The organism is Amniculibacterium aquaticum (genome assembly GCF_003852705.1).
Classification (GTDB): domain Bacteria; phylum Bacteroidota; class Bacteroidia; order Flavobacteriales; family Weeksellaceae; genus Amniculibacterium; species Amniculibacterium aquaticum.
Map to the genome: position 1 here is coordinate 1 of NZ_REFA01000013.1, position 25,482 is coordinate 25,482.

22 protein-coding genes are annotated in these 25,482 nt (G+C 36.3%); 8 read left to right on the forward strand and 14 right to left on the reverse strand.

Annotated elements, in window-relative coordinates; genetic code table 11:
• The first annotated feature begins 567 nt into the window (after positions 1–567).
• On the forward strand, positions 568–1,629 hold the full coding sequence (locus EIY84_RS07050) for a sensor histidine kinase (protein WP_241154749.1): 1,062 nt from the start codon (positions 568–570) through the stop codon (positions 1,627–1,629).
• Positions 1,616–2,317 carry a LytR/AlgR family response regulator transcription factor gene (locus EIY84_RS07055; RefSeq protein WP_124641631.1) on the forward strand — a complete coding sequence of 234 codons (702 nt, stop codon included), beginning with the start codon at positions 1,616–1,618 and terminating at the stop codon, positions 2,315–2,317. The genes EIY84_RS07050 and EIY84_RS07055 overlap by 14 nt, the downstream gene beginning before the upstream one ends.
• Positions 2,318–2,343: 26 nt before the next feature.
• Here EIY84_RS07055 and EIY84_RS07060 read toward each other — a convergent pair whose 3' ends face one another.
• Complete coding sequence (locus tag EIY84_RS07060; RefSeq protein WP_124641633.1) at positions 2,344–2,787, reverse strand: carboxymuconolactone decarboxylase family protein; 444 nt, start codon at positions 2,785–2,787, stop codon at positions 2,344–2,346.
• 130 nt (positions 2,788–2,917) lie between these two features.
• Positions 2,918–3,817 (reverse strand): class A beta-lactamase, subclass A2, encoded by a 900-nt coding sequence (gene bla / locus EIY84_RS07065; protein WP_124641635.1) that lies wholly within the window; start codon positions 3,815–3,817, stop codon positions 2,918–2,920.
• 309 nt (positions 3,818–4,126) lie between these two features.
• Here bla and EIY84_RS07070 point away from each other — a divergent pair, with 309 nt between their 5' ends.
• Complete coding sequence (locus tag EIY84_RS07070) at positions 4,127–6,349, forward strand: TonB-dependent siderophore receptor (protein ID WP_124641637.1); 2,223 nt, start codon at positions 4,127–4,129, stop codon at positions 6,347–6,349.
• Between the two features lie 106 nt (positions 6,350–6,455).
• On the opposite strand, the gene EIY84_RS07075 is transcribed toward EIY84_RS07070, so the two are convergent.
• Entirely contained in the window at positions 6,456–7,010 is a 555-nt protein-coding gene (locus tag EIY84_RS07075; protein ID WP_124641639.1) for a Tll0287-like domain-containing protein, read from the reverse strand.
• Between the two features lie 148 nt (positions 7,011–7,158).
• Between EIY84_RS07075 and EIY84_RS07080 the strand changes: the two genes are divergently transcribed.
• From EIY84_RS07080 to EIY84_RS07090, 3 genes are all read left to right on the forward strand, one after another.
• Positions 7,159–7,761, forward strand: coding sequence for a Crp/Fnr family transcriptional regulator (locus tag EIY84_RS07080; RefSeq protein WP_316248111.1), 603 nt, complete (start codon positions 7,159–7,161; stop codon positions 7,759–7,761).
• A gap of 61 nt (positions 7,762–7,822) precedes the next feature.
• The gene (locus tag EIY84_RS07085; protein WP_124641644.1) at positions 7,823–8,134 is read left to right on the forward strand and encodes a rhodanese-like domain-containing protein; all 312 of its coding nucleotides are present in this window, start codon (positions 7,823–7,825) and stop codon (positions 8,132–8,134) included.
• Positions 8,135–8,429: 295 nt separating this feature from the next.
• Positions 8,430–8,837 (forward strand): GNAT family N-acetyltransferase, encoded by a 408-nt coding sequence (locus EIY84_RS07090; RefSeq protein ID WP_124641646.1) that lies wholly within the window; start codon positions 8,430–8,432, stop codon positions 8,835–8,837.
• Between the two features lie 132 nt (positions 8,838–8,969).
• Here the strand turns inward: EIY84_RS07090 and EIY84_RS07095 are convergent, their stop codons facing one another.
• The 6 genes from EIY84_RS07095 to EIY84_RS07120 form a co-directional block, all read right to left on the reverse strand.
• A complete protein-coding gene (locus tag EIY84_RS07095; RefSeq protein WP_124641648.1) occupies positions 8,970–9,692 on the reverse strand; it encodes a DsbA family oxidoreductase in 723 nt (240 codons plus the stop codon).
• A 91-nt stretch (positions 9,693–9,783) separates the two neighbouring features.
• The gene (locus tag EIY84_RS07100) at positions 9,784–10,548 is read right to left on the reverse strand and encodes a LytR/AlgR family response regulator transcription factor (RefSeq protein WP_124641650.1); all 765 of its coding nucleotides are present in this window, start codon (positions 10,546–10,548) and stop codon (positions 9,784–9,786) included.
• An 80-nt stretch (positions 10,549–10,628) separates the two neighbouring features.
• Entirely contained in the window at positions 10,629–11,948 is a 1,320-nt protein-coding gene (locus tag EIY84_RS07105; protein ID WP_124641652.1) for a RagB/SusD family nutrient uptake outer membrane protein, read from the reverse strand.
• A gap of 13 nt (positions 11,949–11,961) precedes the next feature.
• Entirely contained in the window at positions 11,962–15,300 is a 3,339-nt protein-coding gene (locus EIY84_RS07110; protein WP_124641654.1) for a SusC/RagA family TonB-linked outer membrane protein, read from the reverse strand.
• Between the two features lie 95 nt (positions 15,301–15,395).
• Positions 15,396–17,957, reverse strand: a complete 2,562-nt coding sequence (locus tag EIY84_RS07115; RefSeq protein ID WP_124641656.1) for a zinc-dependent metalloprotease — start codon at positions 17,955–17,957, stop codon at positions 15,396–15,398.
• Between the two features lie 104 nt (positions 17,958–18,061).
• Positions 18,062–19,642, reverse strand: a complete 1,581-nt coding sequence (locus tag EIY84_RS07120; RefSeq protein ID WP_124641658.1) for a histidine kinase — start codon at positions 19,640–19,642, stop codon at positions 18,062–18,064.
• A 91-nt stretch (positions 19,643–19,733) separates the two neighbouring features.
• Here EIY84_RS07120 and EIY84_RS07125 point away from each other — a divergent pair, with 91 nt between their 5' ends.
• Positions 19,734–20,426: an MgtC/SapB family protein gene (locus EIY84_RS07125; protein WP_241154750.1), complete on the forward strand. Its 693-nt coding sequence runs from the start codon at positions 19,734–19,736 to the stop codon at positions 20,424–20,426.
• 1 nt (position 20,427) lies between these two features.
• Here EIY84_RS07125 and EIY84_RS07130 read toward each other — a convergent pair whose 3' ends face one another.
• Complete coding sequence (locus tag EIY84_RS07130) at positions 20,428–21,384, reverse strand: YihY/virulence factor BrkB family protein (protein ID WP_241154751.1); 957 nt, start codon at positions 21,382–21,384, stop codon at positions 20,428–20,430.
• 123 nt (positions 21,385–21,507) lie between these two features.
• Between EIY84_RS07130 and rlmH the strand changes: the two genes are divergently transcribed.
• On the forward strand, positions 21,508–21,981 hold the full coding sequence (gene rlmH, locus EIY84_RS07135) for a 23S rRNA (pseudouridine(1915)-N(3))-methyltransferase RlmH (RefSeq protein ID WP_124641660.1): 474 nt from the start codon (positions 21,508–21,510) through the stop codon (positions 21,979–21,981).
• On the opposite strand, the gene EIY84_RS07140 is transcribed toward rlmH, so the two are convergent.
• From EIY84_RS07140 to EIY84_RS07155, 4 genes are all read right to left on the reverse strand, one after another.
• Positions 21,978–22,562, reverse strand: a complete 585-nt coding sequence (locus EIY84_RS07140) for a phosphatase PAP2 family protein (RefSeq protein ID WP_124641662.1) — start codon at positions 22,560–22,562, stop codon at positions 21,978–21,980. The two genes, rlmH and EIY84_RS07140, sit on opposite strands and share 4 nt — an antisense overlap.
• A 5-nt stretch (positions 22,563–22,567) precedes the next feature.
• Complete coding sequence (locus EIY84_RS07145) at positions 22,568–22,912, reverse strand: Sec-independent protein translocase subunit TatA/TatB (RefSeq protein WP_124641664.1); 345 nt, start codon at positions 22,910–22,912, stop codon at positions 22,568–22,570.
• 75 nt (positions 22,913–22,987) lie between these two features.
• Positions 22,988–24,193, reverse strand: a complete 1,206-nt coding sequence (locus EIY84_RS07150) for a TCR/Tet family MFS transporter (RefSeq protein ID WP_124641666.1) — start codon at positions 24,191–24,193, stop codon at positions 22,988–22,990.
• 60 nt (positions 24,194–24,253) lie between these two features.
• Positions 24,254–25,426: a proline dehydrogenase family protein gene (locus tag EIY84_RS07155; RefSeq protein WP_124641668.1), complete on the reverse strand. Its 1,173-nt coding sequence runs from the start codon at positions 25,424–25,426 to the stop codon at positions 24,254–24,256.
• Positions 25,427–25,482: the final 56 nt, after the last annotated feature.

A 25,482-nucleotide genomic window follows, 5' to 3' on the forward strand; every position in this document is an offset into this window, starting at 1 on the left:
GGTATTCTTTTGCATAGAGAAATTTGTAGTTATTTTTCCTCTAATATACTGAATACCAGTCTTTTAAACAAATAATTAACGCCTTTTTTTAAAGGTGTTTATCGATTTTTTTACTTTAAACAAGTTCTATATTTAATATTCATTGGCACTCAAAAAAAAATTAAACCAATTGAGCTTAATTTTCTACCAACGACATTCTTTTATTGACCATCAACAATACGGCTTAAAGTTTTAATGGATAATTAACAATAATTTCAGCCTAATTTTAAACATTTGTTTATGCAAAAAAGATGGTCAAAAGTAAAATCCTGTAATTTCAATCACAAAATCACAGCAAAAATGCACAATCACAAAATATTTGTTATATAATAATAGATTTTAACAGTTTAATACCAATATTTTCAATAAACAACCTAATAATCATCATTATTAATAAAAATTCAAAAAACAAAACACTTCATTATCATTAAATTAACCCAACTTAAAAATATTTTTTGCAGGGCTATTGATAAATTTTTCTATTTTTAGAGCCTTTAAACATACCATAATTAAGAAAAACCACAGTAGATGGAGAGTAACATGACCAATAAATTGATCCATTTTGAGATTAAAATATTACACCATTTCTTATTTTGGTTCGTATATTTTTTCCTAAATTTTTTACGCTGGGGATCCTACTTCAATGATTATTGGTACTCGTTAAAATCCAACCTGATCGAGTTTTCGCTCATCATACCATTGGTTTATTTCAATTTATTTGTATTGGTACCTAAGCTAATACTAAGGTCCAAATACATCCTATACATTTTTGCATTACTTTGTAGTTTACTGCTCTTGTATCTGATGAAAACAGGGCTTACCTATTTCTTGATTTCTAAAAATATTTGGCCAGAAGCCAATAGAGAGTATCATTCTTTTGACATCAACCATATTGTTGCAGTGGTAATTGGCGAATTGTATGTTGTGGGTATGGCAACTTCGGTCTATTTTACATTGTATTGGCTGAAGGAAAGAGAAAGAAACCGAGCTTTGAGCGAAGAACAATTAAAAATAAAAGTTCGTAGTTTGGAATTGCAAATACAACCGCATTTCTTTTTCAATACATTGAACAATCTTTACGCTCTATCACTGTCCAAATCCGAATTGGTAGCACCCACCATCATCAAGCTATCCAAACTCATGAAACACCTTATTTATGACATCAAAGAAAGTAATACTGTACTGATGACAAAGGAGTTGGACTATATTCAAAATTATATTGATATTGAAAAGCTAAGGTTTAAAAATATAGAAGTTCGTACCAACATCAACACGGATCTTAGTGGAATTGTTGTGCCACCCATGATTTTTATAAATTTTGTAGAAAATGCGTTCAAACATGGTGGATTCAATGATATTTTTCGAATAAAAATAAATTGTTCTCTAAAAAACAAAAAATATCTTACATTTGAAGTCATCAACAATTTTGACCCGTCCAAAAAGAAGAAAATAGAAAGCGGAATTGGGAATGAAAATGTTTTGGAACGATTGCACCTTTTATTTGGTAAAGAATTTCAGTTTCAACACAGTACCAAGTTGAATTATTATATTGCTAAACTAGAAATCCCGATTAATTATGAAGAAAATTAGTTGTGTTATTATCGATGACGAACCTTTGGCTCAGGAAGTCATCCAAAATTACCTGAAAACCTTTCCTGATTTTGAGGTATTAGCTGCATTTCATAACGCAGTAGAAGCTTTGGATTTCCTGAACAAAAACCAAGTCGATGTTTTATTTGTCGATATCAATATGCCCATTATTTCAGGTTTCGAACTGATAAAACTCTACGATAACAAGCACAAAACAAAAATTATTATTACCACAGCGTACAGAGAATTTGCTGCCGAAAGCTACGACTTGGATGTCTTGGATTATTTGGTGAAACCCATCCCAATCTCTCGTTTTATCAAGTGCATTAACAAAATTGAAAGCACCTTTAAAAAGCCGGAAACCGCTGCTCCTAAGAACGATTTCATCATCCTGAAAGTCGATAAAAAAATGGTAAAATTATACCATGACGACATTATTTTTGTTGAAGGCATGAAGGAGTATGTGAAAGTAATAACCCCTGAAAAGTCCTATATCACGCACAGGACGCTAACTTCGGTTTCTGAAGAATTACCCAATCAGCAATTTTATAGAGTTCATAAATCGTTTACCGTTTCTTTGGATAAAATAAACTCAATTGAGGGAAATCTTCTGCACATTTCCGGATACAAAATCCCGATTGGCAGGACCTATACCAAAGAGGTGAAATCAAAAATATTGGAAGGGTAACCAATGCTTGTTGCCCTTCCATTATTTTAATCTTTATAAATCAACTTTGTTGCTACTGCAATTCTGTTCCAAGCATTTATGGTTACAACGAGCATGAGAATTTGAGCGGTCATTTTTTCTCCAAAAAACTGAAGCATTTTACGATGTGTTTCGTCCTGAACTCCTTCCTGTGCGATATTTGTAACTTCTTCGGTGTATTGCAAAAGGGTTCTTTCTTCTTCAGAAAAAAGATGCGATTCATGCCAAACCGAAACGGCAAATATCCTTCGACTGCTTTCGCCCAAATCCAAAGCATCTTCGGTATGCATGTCCAAACAATAGGCACAACCGTTAATTTGCGAGGCTCTGATCTTTATTAATTCTTTTAGTTTGGGATCCAGATCACAACTTTTCCCCCAATTTTCTAAAGCTAACATCGCTTTAAAAGCAGATGGATCCATTTCATTAATGGATTTTCTATACTGATTCATTTCTTTATTGTTTATTGGTTAAGTACTTGACAAAAATTGAAAAACAACATAGAAACATAGTATTTATAACAATAAGGGTGCATTATGAGACTATGCTGTTTCAATTAAATTATTTTGTTAGATACATGAATTAAAGTTTATTGGCTAAAAAATAATCGTAGGCCGCTTTGGAAATTTCGGCAATTATCTTTTCGTTTTCTGCATCATTTTCTTTAGACTGCGTTACAAAAACCGTAATTACAAAATAATTGCCATTGGGCAACATCACAATGCCCATATCGTTGCACGCTGCGAGTACACCATCTTTCCTGCCAGAGGTACCGGTTTTGTGCGCTACGATTGTTCCGTTGGGCAAGTTTCCTTTCAAACGATTTTCTCCTGTGTTGGTTTCATGCATAATTTTCCAAAGGAAATCGTGGCTTTTTTGTGATAATAATTTTTTGTCTGTGTAAAACTTATATGCAATTTCAGATGCTGCATGGGGTGTTGTCCAGTTTTCATACATGGCATCCCAAGTAGCTTGCATTTCTTTTTCGGTAAGCTTTATAGAAACATTTTTGATGCCTTGACTTTTGATGTAGGCATCTACATTTTTTGGAGAACCCAGTAATTTTAACAACTCGTCGCAAGCGATATTATCGCTTTTAGACACGGCATATTCCAACAGTTGAGCTACGGTAAAAGATCCACCTTCGGGGTTATCATCTCGCATGGGACTCCAAGTATTCGGATACCAATCGGATTTTTTTATGTCAACTTTTTGATCCAAAGAAAATCGACCACGATCCACCTCTGAAAGCACGGCCAAAGCAATGTGAAATTTATACACGCTTTGCATGGGAAGTTTTTCTTGTCCGTTAATGGAGGCCACTTCCCTACCGTCTAAGTTTAAAATTGAAACTCCGATTAGCGCTTTTTTATCGGATGTTATTTGGTTGATCTTATTCTGAAGATCACCTCCTTTCTTGTCTGCCGTTTTACAATTTAAAAGTATAAGCAGTAGGCTAAGTATAAAAATGCTTTTTTTCATAATGAATTTTATCAATGCAATTTATGATTTTATTTGAAATCTATAAATCCCTATTCAGGACAAATTATCCTATTTAATCCACATTTTTGTTTTAAAAAGAACCTAAAAAAAGGATAAAAACATCTTTATTTTATTAAGATTTTATTCTTTTTTAGAATTATTAAAAATAAATAAGCGTTTAAGATTGTCATAAAACACTTAATACCAATATATTAACATTATAAATTATGAGTTCTTTAACAAAATGACATTCATCATGTTGTTATTTAGAATAATTAAAAATAAATTTGCACTCGTAAAATAAAAGTTATGAATAAATATATTGCAACCTCAGTACTTATCTTATCTGGAGTACTTGCCAATGCCCAAAATCAAACAAAAGATTCCATCAAACAAAAAGAAATTGAAAAAGTTGAATTGTTTGGTGTTGCTAAACAAAAAACCCAAGGTCTAGAAGCCATTACCAGACTTCCTCTAAAAACCAGAGATCAAATCCAAAGTATTTCTGTAATTTCTTATAAAGCCATTGAAGAATTGGGAGCAATGACCCTAACTGAAGTAGCACAAAATGTACCTGGCGTTACTCGTTTTTCCAGCTATGGAGGTTCTAACGAAAGTATGACCATCCGTGGATACCGTGGGGTTCCTGTATTGAAAAATGGGGTTTCTATGGACTCCGATTTCCGTACTGCAGGGATGCTTACCGATATGCAAGGGATAGAAAATGTGCAGGTTATCAAGGGATCAGCTGCCGTTACCCAAGGTATTGGTGATGGTTTGGGATCTGCAGGTGGGGTGATCAATGTGGTGACTAAAACTCCAAGATTCATCAATTCTGGAAATGTAGGTTTCCGTTACGGAAGTTGGGATTTTTACAGACCAACACTAGATGTACAAAGAGTTTTGGATAAGCAAGGTAAGGTTGCGGTTCGTTTCAACGGTGCATATCAAAATAACAATTCATTCCGTCCTTTTGTTCAAGGTGAGAGGGTTTATGTTAATCCGTCCGTAGCTTTCCGTCCGGATGATAAAACCAACATTGTATTGGAAATGGATTATTTGTACAACAACCAAACTCCGGACAGAGGTACCATCAACACAGCAAATGGAGATACAGAAGCTTTGTATCACATGCCTAAAGATAAATTTTTGGGTTATGCCAGCGATTATAACAAAACTGAGGCTTATAATTTTGCCATTTCTGCCGATAGAAAAATCTCCAATAAATTTAAAGTTAGAGCCACATACATCCAAGCCAACAGAAATTCCGATAGCGAAGCTTCATCCATTGCACCGGTAAAAAATGCAGGCTACACAGTAAGACAAAGAACGATTGGTAAATCGGCAAGCGAAGATATTAACAAAGTATTCCAATTCGATTTTATCGGTCAAGATATTCAGACAGGACCTATCAAGCATTTGTTCCAATTAGGATTTGACTGGAAAGAGTCTAAAACATCTTATGAGACCTTTAATGCTTACAAAAATTCGGTTTCCAATGCCAATTTAATCGGTTCAACCAATCCTTTGGATGTTATTGATGTGGTGAACGGATCAATTCCTAACCACCTACCTGTACATGTAGTTTACGCAAGCCAAGGATGGTCCAATGCTGTGCTTACCCCAACTTATGGGTTGATGGCACAAGATGTTATGCAGTTTGGGAAATATGTGAAAGCACATCTGGGAATCCGTTATTCTAACCTAAACGGATCTACAAGAAGAGTGACCGATTCTTGGAATCCTTCCTTCGGATTAATCATTTCTCCTATTGAAAATGTGAATGTTTTCGGGTCGTACACAACAACAACCTCTCTAAGATCGGTAAACAATGTACTACAAACGGGTGGTTTCGTAGGTCCATCTCATACCAAACAATGGGAAGCAGGAATTAAATCGGATTGGTTTGGCGAAAGATTGAGATTTAATGTAACCCTATTTGATATCAACACCGACAACCTATCGTACAGCATCTTGGATGCAAACTACAATCCGGTAAAAGATTCAGAAGGAAATACACTTTATGGATTGGCAGGTAATCTAAGAAGAAAAGGTGTAGAAGTAGAATTAATCGGTAGAATCTTACCTAACTTGCAAGTGATGTCCGGATACTCTTATTTGGATGCACAATACCAAGACAGCCCGGCTTATGTAAACGGATCTGCACCAATGAACTCTGCAAAACATACTGCAAACGGTTGGTTGAATTATAAATTTGATCACGATTTACTAAAAGGCCTCGATATAGGTGCAGGGATCTATTTCGTAGGAGCCAGACCGGTAGACGAATGGACACAAAAGACATTCACCAACAGCCATGTAAACTCTGTAAAACCAGGTCTGAAGCCGTTCGACATGCCGTCTTACACTACGGTTAATGCACAAGTTGGATACAGCTTCCAAAATTATTCTGTGAGAGCATATCTTAATAATATCTTTGATGCGGTGGGTTATACTTCTTATTTTAGAGGAGGTTACATCGACCAAATCCAACCAAGAAACTTTGCAGTTCAATTAAACTACAAATTTTAATTTTTTCAAACCTATTAATTATTTTAAAGGCAGTCGTGAAAATGACTGCCTTTTTTACTTTTCAATGTATAATTTTCTTTAGATTCGCATTTTTCATTTTTCAAAATCACTTACTACTTACCACGAATAACCCACGGATTTCATTGACTTTATAACCCGTTGCCAAATCGTTCGGATAGAGTTTTTTCAACTTCTCAGCCGTCTTTAGTTCTATCGTTTCACCCGCAACTCCATGGCACTTCAAACATTGGGAATTGGTCACAATGGGTACATAAAGTTGGTGGTCTTTCATCACCGCTCCCACTTCCTTACCTTCCAATAACTGAGCTTTATAACGATTGATGAGTGCGATCTCCTGAGCATTGGCCTTATTTTGTGGATTTCTATTTTTATCCGATACCCTTTTTATTTGAGTTTGATGCTTTACAGCAACCGACTTGGTCAATGGCAATGCATTGATGTTACAAAATTCCAATGCATTTTCGGTTCCGTTTTCTTTAATTTTTTTCATTAAAGTACCCATCAAAAGTTCTTTAGTTTCTTGTACATAAGCCAAAGCTTTTTCTTGATCCAAAGGCGTTGTAGCCGTTTTATTGGCCGTACAAGAAACCATCAAAAATGATAGAGCAACAATTGCAGTAGCGGTGATGTATCTTTTCATAGTTCTCCAAATTTTAGTTCATTCAAAGTTATTCAATCAAAACAAACTCCAATGTGACCGTGGTTACAGAATAGATATCAGGAAATGAATTACTTTACCCAAATATTTTGAACACAAAATTATTATTGACTATTTTTGAAAGATGAACATGATGGAACAATTTAAAACCGAACTAAAAGACGAGATAAAAAACTCGGGCGAACTGAAAACTTTTCGAACCGGAACGGTAATTTTGGATGTGGATTCTTATGTCAATTACATTCCTATCGTCGTTTCTGGAAGTATAAAAGTGATACGAACTGAAGAAGATGGCAGAGAAATCCTCCTCTATTACATACAACCTGGAGAAAGTTGCATTGTCTCTATCCTTTCTGGAATGAAACAGGACAAATCCAAGATACGCGCCGTAATCGAAGAAGAAGCCGAAATATTAATGGTCTCCATCCCAAAAGCCAAAGAATGGATTAAAAAATATCCGGAATGGACCGATTTTATTTTCACTTTGTATCAAAAAAGATTCGAAGAACTTTTAGAAGTGGTCAATTCTGTAGCCTTCCAAAAAGTAGATGCCCGAATTTTGCATTTGCTAAAACAGAAAAGTCAGCTCTACGAAAGCAATGAAGTCACAGCTACCCATCAGCAATTGGCCGACGAGTTGGGCATATCCCGAGAGGCGACCAGCAGAACGCTAAAGCAAATGGAGAAAAATAAACTCATCGTATTGTCCAGAAATAAAATTACGCTTTTGTAATCTTCATCACCAAAAAAAATAGGAAGATTGCATAAGTTTGCAAAAAAATAAAGAGATTGTTATGTTTGGATTTTTTAAAAAACTTTTAGGATTGCAGTCGGTCGATTTTGTCGAGCTGAAAAGAAACGGAGCAATCATTATAGATGTAAGAAGCAAAGTCGAATTTGCTGGTGGACACATCAAAGGATCGTTGAACATCCCTCTGAATACCCTTTCTCAAAACCTAAACATTTTGAAAGATAAAAACAAAACCATCATTACTTGCTGTGCATCCGGGATGCGTTCTGCAACTGCCAAAGGAATTTTAAAAAGCAACGGATATACCCAAGTGTTCAATGGAGGTGGATGGCACAGCCTGAACAATAAAATATAAAAACACCTATTCATATATCAAAACTCCTCTGCAAACCGTATTGCAGAGGAGTTTTTAATTTTTACTGAAGCCAAAAAGGATTTGTGGTTAAATTTAAAGTGAAAATTTTGTTCTAAAACTGAACTTAATTCTGTACTTTTATTCTCATAATTGGTTTTTGTGTGGCTTGCTAAATGCATAAAGAACATTTATTAATTTACAAAAAATCAATTTTTTATGAAAACTTTCAGCAATTTATTTCACTTATTTTCAATAAGTTGTGATTTTTGTTTTGTATTTAGAAATTATATATACTATGCTAACCTACCAAATAGAAAAAAATCTTAGTGTTGAAGAATTTACCGAAGTATTAATAAACTCAACATTGAGCGAAAGACGACCAGTAAACGATCCCGGCAGAATTGCTAAAATGCTGGAATACGGAAATTTAATTGTTACGGCTCGTTTTGATGGGAAAATAATTGGTGTAGCAAGGTCTTTGACAGACTTTTTTTATTGTACTTATTTGTCAGACTTAGCCGTTGATAGCAAATTTCAAAAACAAGGTATTGGAAAAGAACTTGTACGACTAACAAAATTAGAAACTCCAAAAGCTAAACTTATTTTACTTGCTGCACCAAAAGCAGTAAATTATTATTCAAAAATCGGTATGACAAGACACGAAAATTGTTATTTTTTAGAAAACATAACCGATTTGAAATAGTTTATTAACCGTTTTTTATAAACCAAAAAATAGTCTATAAAAATTAAATCTCCTCTGCAATACGATTTGCAGAGGAGATTTGATTTTTATTGAAGCCAAAAAAATGGGCTTAATCCCTAAAGAACACCTATTTTATTCACAATTTCCATTGATATCGCAGCGGGCTCCATCATCGATTATTTCTAATTTTGAAGGCGTCGTTTTCTTCCAATCTTCATAGGATTGTTCCAAAGTTTTTAGAAATACATCAACAGGTTGGGCTCCAGAAACTCCGTATTTTCTGTTAAAAACAAAAAACGGAACTCCGGAAATTCTCAAATTTCCAGCTTCTTGCATGTCCTGTTGCACTCGGTAGGCAAAAGTTTCATTGGTCAATGCATCATCCACTTCCTCAGGACTCAAACCGTTTTCTACGGCAACTTGCTTTAAGATTTCTGGTTTTGCCAAATTCAATCCCTTTTCAAGATATGCCGAGAAAAAAGCTTCAGACATTTTTGTACCAATGCCTTTATCGTGGGCTTTGTGCAACAATCTGTGTGCATTTTCAGTATTGAATCGATACGAATTTTCAAAATCAAAATTCAACCCTACAGCATGTGCACTTTGTTTTATATGCACTTGCATTTGTTCAATTTCTGCTAGCGATTTATTGTATTTTTCGGCCAAACCTTTATTCAGATCATAACGATCATCGGGGTTATGGCTGAACTGTGGGTCGAGTTGAAAACTTTTGAACTCCAACTCTATTTCAGAGGAGTGTTCAAATTTTTCTAAAGCCAATTCATAATTCTTTTTCCCGATATAACAGAATGGACAGACAATATCGCTCCAAACTTCTACTTTAAATTTTTCCATGTTGAATGTATTTCTTGACGGTTATCACCATCGTATGAGGACAAATATACAGGGCTTTTACCAATCATCAAAACGAAAAAAACAATCGTTGTCATTGGTTCATCCAATCCTTCCAATCGTTGATTTGCTGTTTGCTGACAAATACATCGGACTCCGTATCCGGTGAGGGTTGCAGTTTCAGCTCAATTTTTTGACTGGAATGTTTTATGACATCGGAAATGGCACCGATGTTCACAATAAATTTTCTATTGATTTTGAAGAACAAATTGGGATTTATTTTCCCAATAATATCTTTAATGGTGTCTTCATAAATGTACGATTTTTTGTCTTTTGTCGTGATGAACAAGTATTTTCCTGAAGCAAAAAAATAAGCAATATCTTCTTCCTGAAGCGATTTTAGCTGATGCCCATCGGCAACCAAAAAGCGGCTCATCAACTTGGGCTGATCGATCAAGTCCAATTTGGCTAATTTTTGTATCGAATCGCTGGGATTAAAATTTTCTAAAATGGACAAAAATTTTTCCAAAGCGGATAACAATTGCTCCTCTTCATAAGGTTTTAACAAATAATCAATGGTAAAATGTTTAAACACTTTTAGGGCATATTCATCATAAGCTGTGGTAAAAATGATGGGTGTTTTCAGTTCAACTTCTTCAAAAATTTCCAAACTTTTACCATCGCCCAAATGGATGTCCATAAAAATGAGATCGACGGTGTTTTCAGAAAAAAAATCAACAGCTTGTTTCTTGGATCTCAAGCCGGTTATGGATGAAATGGACACCAAGTTTTGTCTTTCTAAAATTTCTTTCAGATAGTTCTGTGCGAGGATTTCGTCTTCAACAATGGCAATTTTCATGATGGTACAAAAATACAAAAAACCGCCTAAACTATAAAAGTCTAAACGGTTCCTCAATAAAAATTGATATGAAGAATTTATTATAAGTTCGGGTTATTTTTCTTTGCCGAAGGTGGTATTGCAATGGTGTAACGAACATCGTTGGCTTGTAGGGTAAATACCGTACCGTTGATGTTGTGAACAATTTGTTTTTGGTTGGCTCTTCTCAGGTCGTACCATCTTTGTCCTTCCAAGGCAAACTCACGATTTCTTTCGTCCAAAATAAAATTCATAAATGCTGCATTGTCCATGGTAGAAATGGATGCTTGTACCGTTGCAAGACCGGTTGCATTGTACCTTTTCTCTAAAACAGGCATCAAAACATCTTTTGAATTTTGTAACTGATTCAGTTTCAACAAGGCTTCAGCTTTTATAAAATACAGCTCAGCCGTACGGAAAGAAACTCTAAAGTCCGTACTGCCTCCTTTTTTCACTTTGTATTTACTGCCTGTTTTTTCGTAATAGATTCCGAATCTTTTGTCGTTGTTGGCATCGTAGCTTGCAATAAGCTCTGGTGATGCGTAAGCCACATTTTGAACTCCATTATTAAGAGCAAAATCCAAAGCTAAAATGGACTCTTTAGAATCGAAACGGTTGGGAGCAGCCGTGCTGGTATTGAGATCTACCAAGTCATTCTGAATGGCCAATGCTTGGTTGGCAAAATCCATGGCAGATTGATGGTTATTTTGGTACAAAGAAACTCTGGCTTGCAAAGCTTTCAAAGCAACTTTTGAGAAACGGTATTTGGTAGCTTGCTCCTGTTTTTCTGCATTCATCAACGATTCGGCCTTGTCTAAATCCGAATGAATTTGATCATAAACTTGCTGAACAGAAGATGCTGGCAACACCTGTTCCAGATCAATCTCTAAACTGATTGGGACTCCTTTGTCAGACGAAGCCGTTGCTGCATTGTACGGTTTTCCGTATAAATTTACCAAATCAAAATAGGTGTATGCTCTTAGAGCATAGGCTTCCGCCAAAATTTGGTTTTTCTCGGCCCCTTCCGTCATGGTTTTTGTCCCTTCGTTGATGGTTTGGTTGGCATAAAAAATCACGGAATAAAAACTTACCCAAGGAAATTCTACAGTTACTGCATCCAGGTTAGAATCTTTCCACATGGCGATTTCTCGGTAATTTGGGAAATCCATGCTGTTGTCATTAATCATCAATTCATCTGTTCGAAGTGCTGTTAATGATTTGTGCGTTGGGTATTTGGCATAAGCCGAAGTCAACACTTTTCTGTAATCTTCTGTAGTCGTAGGGATTACTTTACCTTCCGGTTGTATATCTAAAAAGCGGTCGCAACTTACTGAACTTAAACTAAGTGCTACCAAACCTATGATTGCGAATATTTTTTTCATAATTTTCTAAATCTTAAAATGAAACATTAAATCCTACCGTTACCGATTTTTGGATGGGTTGAGCATAGATATTTCCATAAGTTTCTGGGTCGAAATATCCATTGTAACCGTTACTGAATACAAACAAGTTTCTACCCTCTACACTCAAACGAAGTGTGGAAACTCCTATGGCATCCGAGAATTGTTTTGGCAAAGTATACCCCAAACGGATGCTCGAAATTCTTAGATACGAAATTTCTTTTGCCCAAAGATCCAAAAGTGCATAGGTATTGGCTCGGTTATCAGCAAACCATTTGTTACCCATCCATCCTTCTGGATTGGCGTTGATGTCCGGACTGGTAATCCCCGGCAGTGTAGTTCCGGCTTGCCAAATATCGGTGGTATAGTTTCGGCCACGATCCAACTCCATTCCTCTATACGACGGCGATCTCATTACGGTTTGTTTCAAATTGAATGCTGCCGAAATGGATAGATCAAAGTTTTTATATTTGAAATTATTGATAATCCCTCCGGTAAATTTCGGATCCCTATCACCTACATAGGTAAACAATCCACGGATTTGCTCATTGGTTAATTTGGTGTTCACCAATTGTCCCGGGAAGAAATCGGCCCACTCATCATACAATTGGAAAAATTCTGCTGCAGACACCTTTTCATCTCCTTTCCAAAACAACGGATTTCCATATTGATCAATTCCTGCCGTTTTCAGAGCAAATACGGCATTAACCGGCAAACCAACTCGTGAAGGCAAGGTCGAATTGTCTCTCACCTGTTCGTCTAAAACTTCACTTTTGTTGTGTGCAAAGTTGATGGTGGTATTCCATTGGAAATGGTCTGATTTAATATTTTTTGTGGACAAAGCCAATTCAAAACCTTTATTGGTCAGACTTCCCCAGTTCACCATGGTATATTCGAAACCGGTTTCTAGTGGGGTTTCTTTCATGCTGATCATGTCGGTACCTTTTCTATAATACACATCGGCAGTTAGATTGATTCTGTTGTTGAACAAACCTAAATCTACACCTAAATTGGTATTGGCGGTTTTTTCCCAACGCAATTTTCCGTTTGGTGGACTGATGACATTGATGATGTCTTCTTTGTTCCCCGGAAGTATGGTGGTATCGCTGTACTCTCCGATAAAATATGGAGATGTATTTCTGTCGATATTTCCTTGAAGTCCATACGATGCTCGTAATCTTAGATTGGAGATAAAATCTAGATTTTTCATAAAATCTTCTCTGGACACCAACCACGAAGCTGAGGCAGCCCAAATCGGAAGATATCTGTACTTTTTATCGACACCGAAAAGGTTGGTACCATCGTATCTGGCAGAACCAAAGAAGGTGTATTTTTTGTCCAAAGTATAAGATCCCGTTGCATAGAAAGAGGCGTACGCATTTTCTATTGGAGCTACTTCTCTGTATGCTTCAAATCTTTTGTCGGAAGCAAAGTTAGAGCTTGGAAAGACGATAGATGTTGCTCTTTTCGTAACCGGGTTGTACCCAAAAGCTCTGGTAATGGTGGTATGGTCTTCAGTTTTTCTCAATTCGGAACCGGCCATCAAATCAATTTCGTGACGGTTACCAATTTTGGTACTGTACAGGGCTTGCAATTTCCAGTTGTATTGGAAGAAATCGTTGTCCCAATTTTGTTTTATGGCTCCATCGGGTAAGAAATATTTGTAGCCGCCATTTTGATAGTAGCGGGTACTTTCTTTCATTTTTCTAGTGAAATAGGTGTTTTCCCCTGCATATTTTTCGGTATCGTTCACATCGTATTGCACCCCGAATTGGGAAGTCAACTTCAATCCTTTGGACAGTTTATATTCCAAATCCAAAATGGCTTTCAAGGATTTATTTTTCAAGAAATAATGGGTATTCTCTCTTTCTTCCATAAAGTTGAACGGCACATAACGATCATCAAAACCATCAATATCTTTGTCGTAGTTGTACGATCCATCGGCTTTGAACGGCGAAAGATACGGATTGGCATTTCTGGAATAGTTCACCGGGTTGATGGAAGCATCGGCATCGGTTACAAAAGAATCTTTTTGGCTGGAAGTACCGAAAACGGAAATTCCGACATTCAATTTATTGTTTACTTTAAAATTATTTTTCAAAGTAAGGTTCAGTCGGTCAAAACCAGTTCCTATCGTTGTACCTTGTTCGTTAAAATATCCAAAAGAGGCGTAGTAATCCGAAACATCATTTCCTCCTGACAGACTTACACCGTATTGACGGTTAATGGCTGTTCTATACAACAATTTCCCCCAATCGGTAGTATTCGCTCTCAAGGCGTTAATTTGAGATTGAGTTGTTGCATCCAAAGCACCCCAACCTCCATTTCTATAGGCCGTAAGTTGATTGTTGGCATTCAGGATACGCATAACCTCACCTTTATCTTCACGGTAGGTAAGTTCTGGTCTTCCCGCCATCATCAATTCCAAATCTACTTTTTCTGAAGCATTTAGTAAATTTAGTTTAGAAAAGTCCGGTCTAAGGTTTACAAAAGTATCGGCGTTGAAGTTGACCTTCATGGCACCCTTTTTACCTTTTTTGGTTGTGATGGAGATGACACCATTGGCTGCTCTAGCTCCATAAATTGCAGTTGCAGCGGCATCTTTTAGTATGGTGATGTCTTCGATATCGTTGGGGTTAAGTCCGGCGATGGAGAAGTTCTGGAGCTGATCTAAATTTTCTTTGTCGCTAAAATTTGGCACATCGTTTCCTTCCAATGGCAAACCATCAATCACCCAAAGTGGGTCTTGAGGACCGGAAAGAGAAGCAGTACCTCTAATTCTTATTTTGGCTGGACTACCGGGAGCACCCGTTTCTGGAGTAACAACTACTCCGGCAACTTGTCCCATCAACAATTTATCCACACTGGCAACTCCGGATTGTTGTATGTCTGCCATCTTCACCGTATTCACCGCTGAAGTTAGTTTTCTTTTTTCAATTTTTTGATACCCTGTAAGTACAACTTCTTGTATGTTCGTTTCTTTTTTAGAACTTGTTACGGGTTGTAGTTTTATAACATATTCCGTCTGACTTGGGAACAGTTGAAGTATTTCTGCTTCGTAACCTGGAAAACTGATGGTTACCGTTTGGGTATCCTTCGGGATTTCTAATGAAAATTGACCGTTTGCCGTAGAAATTGTTCCAACCGAAACACTTTCGATAATCCCTTTTTGCTGGGTTGTAGATGAAACAGATTGTGCATCGATCTTTATAGATGCACCTACCAATCCTTTGGAGGTAGAGGCATCTTGTACCGATCCAGTGATCACTCTTTTCTCCTGTGCATAAGTGAAACTTGCTGCTAGAAGAGGTAAAAGAATTAATGATTTTTTCATAGGTTGTAAAATCTTTTTTTTAATGACCCTATGCTTTCGCTAATTTACGATTATTCTCATTTTCATGGGTATAGCGATTGCATAATTGGCTATAACTATTTATTCAATGCTTCTTTAATACGGGTGATTAAATCTGCGTAATGCGCTTGCGTATTGGTGTCGCCGTTGTTTTTTTTCTTTTGTACAATATCCAAAACTTTTTGAAGTTCTGCTCTTTTGTATGTGGTGACTTCAGAAACTCTTTTCATGGAAGAATAGTTGATGTTTCTCGCCATTTTATCATCATCCAAATGATTGCATATCGTAGGCATTCTTAAAGTTTGATCTATGGTAATGCCTTTTACTGAAGTCTTCTCAAACAATTTATTGGTTGAAACAATTAAGGCATCCACATAATTTTTCTGAGTCATTCTTTCTAAAATACTCAAGCTTCCTTTTTTGTTGAATGCGACATTGCGAACTTGTTCAAACAAATCAGAAACGGTATATATCTCGTTCTTTGTTCCCAACTCCTCTTGCTTCAGTTCATTTTCCAACATCCTTAACAATCGATCGTCTGCAAAAAGATAATAGATATTCGAATATTGCATTTCTCTTGCCAAAGTATAAGGCGATTGCTCATACGGACCCATTGGGGATTTCTTGACAGCGTAAGTTTTCTCTAATATTGGATTAAAAAACAACCACTTTGGAATTTCTAAAATATTCTTGGTCAGATAATCTACCGCTTTTCTTTGCATTGCTGCCGGTACTGCTTCATAGGCTTTTTTATGATTTCCAAAAACGGCTTGGTTCAGATAGATACCACCAACATTGGCCATAACATGGTGGTTGTAAAGATCCCACTGACCGATGGTTCCGAAATACAATTTTCCGGCTTCCTCGTAATTTTTTCCTTCTTCAGCAGTCCAAGTCAAAAGATTGTCGACTACTCTTTTTAGGTTTTTCATTCCGTATTCACTGGCCAATACGGCATCATCACCCAAGTCTTCGGATTGAGAACGAGGATCAACGGTATCCAAATAACTTTGTTGTTCGCCATAAAAATACAAGGGATCGTTTTGGTGAGTTTCGATCAGCTTTTTTAAAGCTATTTTTTCTACATTCGAATTTTCAAACCAACGATAGCCCCATTCTATGGCATATTTGTCATAAACACCAATTTTGGGCGTAATGGCTGTAACACCATCTTCCGGTTGTGCTACATAGTTATATCGGGCATAATCCATGATGGAAGGAGCTGTACCTCCCATTTTATCGGTAAATTCTTTGGATCTTAGAGATTCGACAGGATAGGCAAAAGAAGATCCCATGTTGTGTTTCAGACCAAAGGTGTGTCCTACTTCATGAGAAGAAACAAATCGAATGGCCTCTCCCATATGTTCGTCAGAAAATTTATTTCCTCTGGCTTTAGAGTCTATGGGGCCGGTTTGTATGCGCATCCACTCGTGTAGGGAAGTCATCACATTGTGCCACCAAACGATATCCGATTCCAAAATTTCGCCACTTCTAGGATCCACGACAGAAGGTCCCATGGCATTGGCTTTTGGAGATGCCACATAGGTAATTACCGAATAACGGACATCATCAATATCAAAATCTTTGTCGTCTGCTGTTGGCATTTTTGCAAGTACTGCATTTTTAAAACCTGCTTTTTCAAAAGCGACTTGCCAATCGTGCACCCCGGCGATAATTTTTTCGCGCCATTGCTTTGGTGTAGCCGGATCAATGTAATATACAATCGGTTTTTTAGGCTCTACCAATTCTCCTCGCAAATATTTTTCTTTGTCTTCATCTTTAGGTTCCAACCTCCAACGGGTGATCAGTTTTTTCTCTTCCATTTTCTGCTGACCGTCGTTGAAGTACCAATGTTTTTCTGTAAAATATCCCAATCTATCGTCTGCAAACCTCGGTTGCATCGGTGTTTTGGAAAGTAAAACAATATTGCTGGTCACCCCCAAAGTTACGGCCATATCTACTCCACCTTCATTCACAGAAGTTGTAAGTTGAGATTTAACCACCACATTTTCAGGGAAAGTTTTTACGGCATCAATGTAGGACAGATCCGACTTTACCGAACCTCCCAAACCGGTGTTGGCCAAGACATCGTTAAAACTTTTTTTATTACCATCAAATATTTTGTTCACTTTGATGGCTACAGAAGTGGAATCTGAATTTTGAGCTTCCACATCAAAAACTTCTATGATGGATTCCGCAAAATTTTCTTTTACCGATTGGGTAATGGCGTCATTTTCAGGTGAAGAAACTTTAGGCGTTGAGGTTTTTACCCAAACTTTTTTGGCCACTTTATCGTGATGAAAGGTGATGACTTTATTTTCATAATTCATCCCTTTGTTCAGTCCGGCTTCGTTCACCGCCATCGGAACTTGAGAAATTTTATTAACCACCAAAAACTGCCTGCCCATCAAAGAATCGGGAATCTCAAAATACACATCGGTTTTCACCTGAATGGTATTAAACATTCCTTTGTTATAGCTTCCTTTTTTGATGAGTTCGTCAATTTTCTTCACTTTTTTGGAAGAATCTGATTTTTCAGTTTTCTCTTTATTTGCTTTGTCGTCCTCTTTTTTCTGGGCATAAACACCTGAAGAATAGAGAGCAACGGCTAAATAAATGGCTAATCTAAATTGTTTCATTCCTTATTATAAAATTATAAAATCCATAATTCTACCTATGAATTTGCAGTAAATATAAAGGTGACTGCAATAAAAATGAAACAAAAGAGAGTGAATGGATAATTTTATGGAGTGAATGGATAATCCGTATCCAAAAACGGAATGAAAACATGAAATTGGTCCTTATCTATCCAAGTTCTGAATTCATCATTTTTATAAAATGTGCATGTTTTTTGCAAATAATTCAAACCAAAATGCTCACCTACCGGTTTTTTCTGTTTGGGTTGATAGGTATTTATCACAAAAATTCCGTTTTCGCTATCGTACAATTTTATAAACAAAGGATGATCTACAGTAGCAATATTGTGTTTGATGGCATTTTCGACTACGATTTGCAAGGACAGATACGGAATCTTTTTATTGAGATTTTCAGGTATTTCTATGTTTTTTTCAAACTGAATCTCATCTTCAAAACGACTTTTTTGTAAGTCCATAAACGGATTTATGAACTTCAACTCATCCTTTACCAAGACCAAGTTTTCTTTGGGTGGAATGATGATGTATCTGTAAATTTTAGACAAATTCATTGTGAATTTTTGCGCTTTTTGCGGATCCAAACCAATTAGCATATAAAGCGAATTTAATGAATTGAATAAAAAGTGTGGATTGATTTGATTTTTAAGTTGTTGCAATTGATTAATGGCATTTTCTTTATGCATTTCTTCATTTATGATCAGGAGTTTATTCTTCTCATTTTGCACCAATTCCTTTTCTTTATACGCATTGTTGGTGGCTTGATGGAACACAATAAAAATAATGGAAATCAGCAAAATCGTTGCTAGAAAGATGTAGATAATATAATTTTTGGTCTTATTGACATTTTCATCAATCAAAAAATTCACATAATTCACAGCGACATAACCGTCAAAATTTCTCGTTTTCAGAGGTTTTATAAATCGTAAAACTTCTAAATTAAGGTACTCCGAATTTACTTTTCTCTCGGTATTCCCCATTTCAGGAGTTATGGTGTCTTTTGGGACGATGTTGGTAAAGCCGAATACATTTTTTCCAATAAATTTTTGTTCGGGATGGGTAATGCATGTACCGTCTTTTGAAAAAACAAAGGCATAATTGTTTTGGCTTTGTGTGACCTCTGAAAAATAATCGTGTAAATTATTTAGATTGATGGTAAATCCGTAATATCCATTAAATTCTGGAGAACGATTTTTTTGGTAATTGACCCAAAACATGGAGTCTTTTACTGTTACAAAACAACTGTTCTGTTTCGTAGTTGTCAAAAACGATTTTGTACTAAAATCTTTTTGATTGTTAATTTTATTTTTAAAAAAATACGGAAACAAATTCTTTTCGTTATCAACATTCGAAACCCAATTGTAGGGTTTGATATTTTGCTGAATTTTAAATTTATTCAACAATTCAAACTCTGTTTTAATTTCGTTTTCAGATCTGTTCTTTGTCATTTCATTCAGAGAAATCTGATAATTTTCAATATTCGAAAACACATTGCTTATGGCGATATATTTATTCTGAAATGCTTTTCTAGCACTTTCTTCATTGATTTTCTTGCTTTCATTGGTGATCAGAAAACTAGAAACAACAAAAGCCAAAAAGGCAATAACACATACGACAATTGCGATGATGAAGATGGGTTTTCGAGAATTTAGATTATAAAAAATAGACTTCACATAAAAGAATTATGCTACAAAATTGATGAAAATTGGTGAGAAAACATATTAATTGTTACAAAATACAAATCCATGAAAAATATCATTAACTTTGGAAGTAAAGTACAACCCCATGATCCTTTGGCAAGACATCTTATTACGACTGGCATTGGCCTCCATTTTTGGAGCATTAATCGGACTTGAAAGAGAAAGAAAAAATTGGGCTGCAGGCCTCAGAACCCACATGATGGTTTGTGTGGGATCTTGTCTGGTCATGATGGTATCTAGTTTTGGTTTTCAAGATATTTTGGGAACACCCAATGTTAACCTAGACCCGTCCAGAGTGGCTGCACAAGTGGTTAGTGGTATAGGATTTTTAGGTGCCGGTACCATTATTTTTTCCAAACAAGGAATTATCCGGGGACTTACGACTGCCTCTGGATTGTGGACCGTTGCCGGTATCGGTCTTGCTACCGGAAGTGGAATGTTTGTCGCAGCGGTCGCCACTACACTCATAGCAATAATAATTCTTTGGGGTCTAAAACCTTTAGAAGAGCGTGTTTTCAGAAAATTCAGACACATGTCTTTAAAAATCATTACACACAACGACATCAACCATGCCGTGTTTTTAAAATCTTTATTGACCAATGACAATCTGAAAGTTCAAAATTTTAATGTGGAGAAATTGGAAAATCAATATATTTTTGAACTGAAATTTGAAAACATTCCCATCAACCAAATAGATGTAATTATCGCAAAAATTGAACAATACAAAGAAGTGAAAGAAATATTTTGGACTCAATAACTTAGTCCATCACCTCACTGCTATTATCGATGTCGATCAATTGTGTTCTTTTCTGATCTTTTTCTATTTTTTTTAGCCGAATATTTTTAATGGCGAGATTCAGTTCATTCCCTAACAGGATCAAAATGATGTTAAGGTTGATCCAGACCATTACCAAAATTATGGAACCAATGGATCCGTATAAGACATTGTATCGGGCAAAATCCTTAACATAAACAGCAAAAAAGTAAGTCAGAAGTATGAACAAAACGGTGGTGAGGATAGCGCCTGGCAACGCTTGTTTCCAAGAATTGATCCTAAAACATCCCAGCCAATAAAATAAACTGAGGACTAAAAAATAGAACAATGGAAAGGAAAAAAAACCAATAATTTTAGACAAATTACTTATTAACCAGGTGGTTTTTATCTCTGGGCTAAACAATTTTAGTACCACTTCGCTATAATAAAGTCCTAATAAGGAAAATATAATGAATGCTGTAAATGAGAGTGTTATGGCAAAGGAAACCAAATATTCTTTTATGGCATTCACCTTTCTGCGGTGGTTCAGGTTGAATCCGTTGATCAGAGAATGTGTTCCGTTGGTGGCAAAAATTAATGCCAAAAAAATGGTGAGAAAACTTAGGTTTTTAATATTGGGGTTGATGACATCCTCGATATAATTGGAGATATCTTCCTGAACTTTGGCCGGAAAAAAATTATGCAACAAGACATGAAAAATATAATACTGCAACTCGTGATAATGCGGCAGATACGGCAATAGGGACAACAAGAACAATAAAAATGGAAACAAAGACAAGAAAAAACTCCAAGATATACTGGCAGCCATCCTCCCGATTTGCATTCTGAAAATTCCTTTTCCATAAATTTCGAACATTCTCCAAAGTGAAATATCCAAAAATGGAATGTGTATCCCATGAAAAAAGTCTCGGATTTTAAAAAGAAATTGAGGGGTTTTCAAAATGCATCATTTATATTTGCAAAACAAAGATAGGAAAACGACCGAATTATCCAAATACTTTAATTTTCTATTGTTATCATAATTCATCAGTACCAATAACCGTACAACAACCTCCGTTAGAAAATGAAAATAAACTTGATGTGTATTGGCAAAACAGACGACAAGGAAATAAAAAATTTGGTTTCCTACTACAAACTTCGTTTGCCAAAATATTGGAATTTTGAAATTATCGAAATTCCGGATGTTAAAAATGCTAAAAACCTAAGTCCCGATTTGCTAAAAAAAGAAGAAGCCAAACTCATCTTTCAAAATCTTGATTCGACCGATGTTTTGGTACTTTTGGACGAAAAAGGTAAGCAATTTACCAGCAGAGAATTTGCCCAAAAAATTGATCATTGGCAAAACAGTTCCATCAAAAGAATTGTGATTTTGATTGGTGGTGCTTACGGGTTTGCAGAAGAAATCTACCAAAGGGCAAATGAAAAAATATCCTTGTCCAAAATGACTTTTACCCATCAAATGATTCGCTTATTCATCGTAGAACAAATCTACAGAGCCGATCAAATCCTACAAGGAAAGCCCTATCACAACGATTAATGTCCGGTGCCAGAAGGCGGTTCCAAATTTTGTTTTTGTAAAACTTTCTTCATCAATTTAGAAAAAAGAATACCCAATAAAATTCCGGCTACCATTCCGGTAATGATATCTCCGGGGAAATGCACTCCCAAATAAATCCTGCTGTAGGAAACCAAAATAGCCCAAGAAAACAATAAAATAGGAAACCACGGTATTTTTTTTCTCAACAAAAAAGATAAAAAAGTGGCCAAGAAAAAGGTATTGGAGGCATGACTGGAATAGAAGCCAAACTGTCCACCACAAGTCACCATTCTCATTTTCGATATCAATTCCGGATCGTGACAAGGCCTCAGCCTCATGAAACCGTTCTTAAAAATACCTGCTAATTGATCGGAGATGGTAATTCCCAATGCAATAAATATAAGTATAAAAATCACGGATTTGGCCTTATAATTTCTAAATAATAAATACAGAAAAATAACATAAAGCGGTATCCAGAACCATTTTCCGGTAATCATTAACCAAAAAGGATCGAAGGCAGAATCTCCAAGCCCATTCAAAAATAACAAAGCTGCTTTGTCTTCTTGTATCAGTTCGTTCATAGAAATTATCGGCTCACCGGACCTTGATAGTTGCTGTCCGAAGGATTGGGTTTATTAGATTGCACCTCGTTGGAATTTTCAATGTATTTTTTAAGATCCATCTCCTCACGAAGTTGTTCTCTAGGGTCAAATTCTTTCACCTGATCCTTTACTTTATCAATTTCTTTTTTAATTTCAGAAATCGGATTGTCTGTATCCTTCATGATTTCTGTTTTTATATCGTCCATTGCACCACGCATCTTTCTCACTCCTTGTCCTAAATCTCTGGCGATTTGAGGGAGTTTATTGGGACCAAACATGATCACAATAACCAAAAAGATAACGAGCATTTCTCCTATACTAAGTTCCATAGCTGCGAAATTACAAAAGTTTGAATGAATAAATTAACCAAATTGAAAAATTAAGTAGATTTTAAGATTTGCAGTCTATTTAAAATTTCTATACACAAACAACAGACTGATAACGATGAGTCCAAAACCCAATAAAAACGGAGCACCGGGAAAGTTAATAGGAGCATCGTCGTGGGTAAAATAATAAAAAGTATTGGTCATCAACGGTGGGCCTACAATGGCTGTGGCACTGGCCAAACTTGCCAAAGCTCCTTGCAATTCTCCCTGTTCATTTTTAGGCACCTGAACGGAAATTACAGATTGTAATGTAGGGCCTGCAATCCCACCCAAACCGTAAATAATAAGGATGGCGTACATCATCCAACTTTGATTGGCAAAAGCAAATAAAAACATTCCTACAGCGTAGAAAAATAGTCCGTACAAGATGCTTCTTTCGTTTCCGATCTTAGGATTTATCACCCGGATTAGTCCTCCTTGCACAATGGCAGCGACCAAACCAGAAACTCCGAGAGAGATACCAACCCATTTTTCGTTCCAATTAAATTTATACATGGTGTAGAAAGCCCAATTGGTTTGTAGTGCGTGAAACGCGATGTACATAAAAACCAAAGCCACTACCAAACCTAAAATTTGTGGATACTTTTTCAACCTTAACAAAGAGCCTATCGGATTGGCTCTTTTCCATTGAAAAGGTCTGCGATGGTCTTTGTCTAAGCTTTCTGGTAATGCAAAATATCCGTAGATAAAGTTGACCAAACACAATGCCGAAGCCGCAAAGAAAGGAACACGGCTACCGTACTGTCCCAAAAGTCCTCCCAATACAGGACCTATGATAAAGCCCAATCCAAAAGCCATCCCAATCATTCCAAAATTTTTGGCACGGTTGTCATCTGTAGAAACATCGGCAATGTAAGCACTGGCCGGCGTGATGCTGGCGCCGGTTATCCCGGAGAATAATCGCCCAACAAAAAGCCAAAAAATACTTGGAGCCAAACCTTGAATAAGAAAATTGATTGAAAACCCCAGCAATGAAGCCAAGATCACGGGTCTTCTGCCAAATTTATCACTCAATCCTCCTAAAACAGAAGCAAAAAGAAATTGTGTGGTTGCATATACAAAACTAAGCCATCCTCCGTATTTGGAGGCCAAACTAATATCCCCGTGGATTAATTCTTTGATCAAAGCCGGAACCACAGGAATGATGATGCCCCAACCTGTGATATCGATCAGTAAAGTAATGAATATGAACCAAATGGCCGTTTTCTTTTTTGTTTCTTGCATAAATTATGGGATTCGACAAAAAAACTTCCAAAATCTTTTGGAAGTTTTTTTCTTCGAATATTATTTTAATTTTTTTCTTCTTTCAATTTCCTTGTTCAGAAGTCCAAGCTCTCTACCGGTTTGTCCAGCGACTGAAGTATTTTCTTGGGCTCTTCTGGTTAGGTACGGTACCACATCTTTTACAGGGCCGTACGGAAGGTACTTGCTGGCGTTGTATTTTTGGTTCCCCAAATAATAAGTGATGTTATCGCTCATACCGTACAATTGTCCGAAATGGATTCGGCTATCGTCGTTCGCCAATTGTTGGGTTTTCATTTTATCCATTGCCAACTCGGTCGATTTTTCGTTGTGTGTACCGAAGAAAGCAGAAACTTTATCCAAATGATTCATTACGAATTGTACAGCAGCATCGTAGTTATCATCTGTTGCTTGTTTGTTTGGTTGGATTGGGTCCGGATATCCCATTGCAGCGGCTCTTTCTCTTTCTTTCTCCATATAGGCACCACGAACGAATTTGTAACCTAAGAAATAATTTTTCTCCTGTGCTCTTTTCAGATCAGCTTCAAGATATTCAATTCTTCCGGTTCTGTACATTTGGATGGTATTCCATACGATGGCTTTTTCTTTGTTGAATCTTTCCATCATGTCGTTTACCAAATCATCCACGGCAGTTTGCATGTGAGTTTCTTCGGCATCAACCATAAGGATTACACCAAGATCGTAAGCCAATTGGCACACTTCGAGGTATCTTTTCTTGATGTTTTCCCATTCTTGTTTTTCGGAAGAAGTCAGCTCTTTACCTTTTTGAATTTCTGCATACAAATCCAAACGACCAAATCCTGTTGGCTTGAATACCACGAACGGAATGGCCGGGTTTCCTTTTGCAAACTGAATATTTTGTTTAATTTCTTCGCAAGTATGGTCGAATGTTTGTTCGTCTTCTTTCCCCTCAATGGCATAATCAAAGATACTTCCGATGTGGTGTGCGTACATTTGTTGTACCACTTTGGAACTTTCTTCTCGGGTTACACCTCCACAAAATTGCTCGAACAAGGTGTTTTTCACAATATTTTCTACAAAGGGAAAGTTATTTTTTATGGTAAAATTCAAAGCGTTGATCCCTACATTGGTAAGGCTTGGATACTGTATCATGGTGAACATCCATTTTGCTTTTTCTAATTGCTTTGTACTTTTATCTACAAAAGCGATCTGAGTATCATTGAAAATTGACATGGGAGATTGTATTTTAAAATCGTACAAAATTAATCATTAATACATTCAAAAAAAAA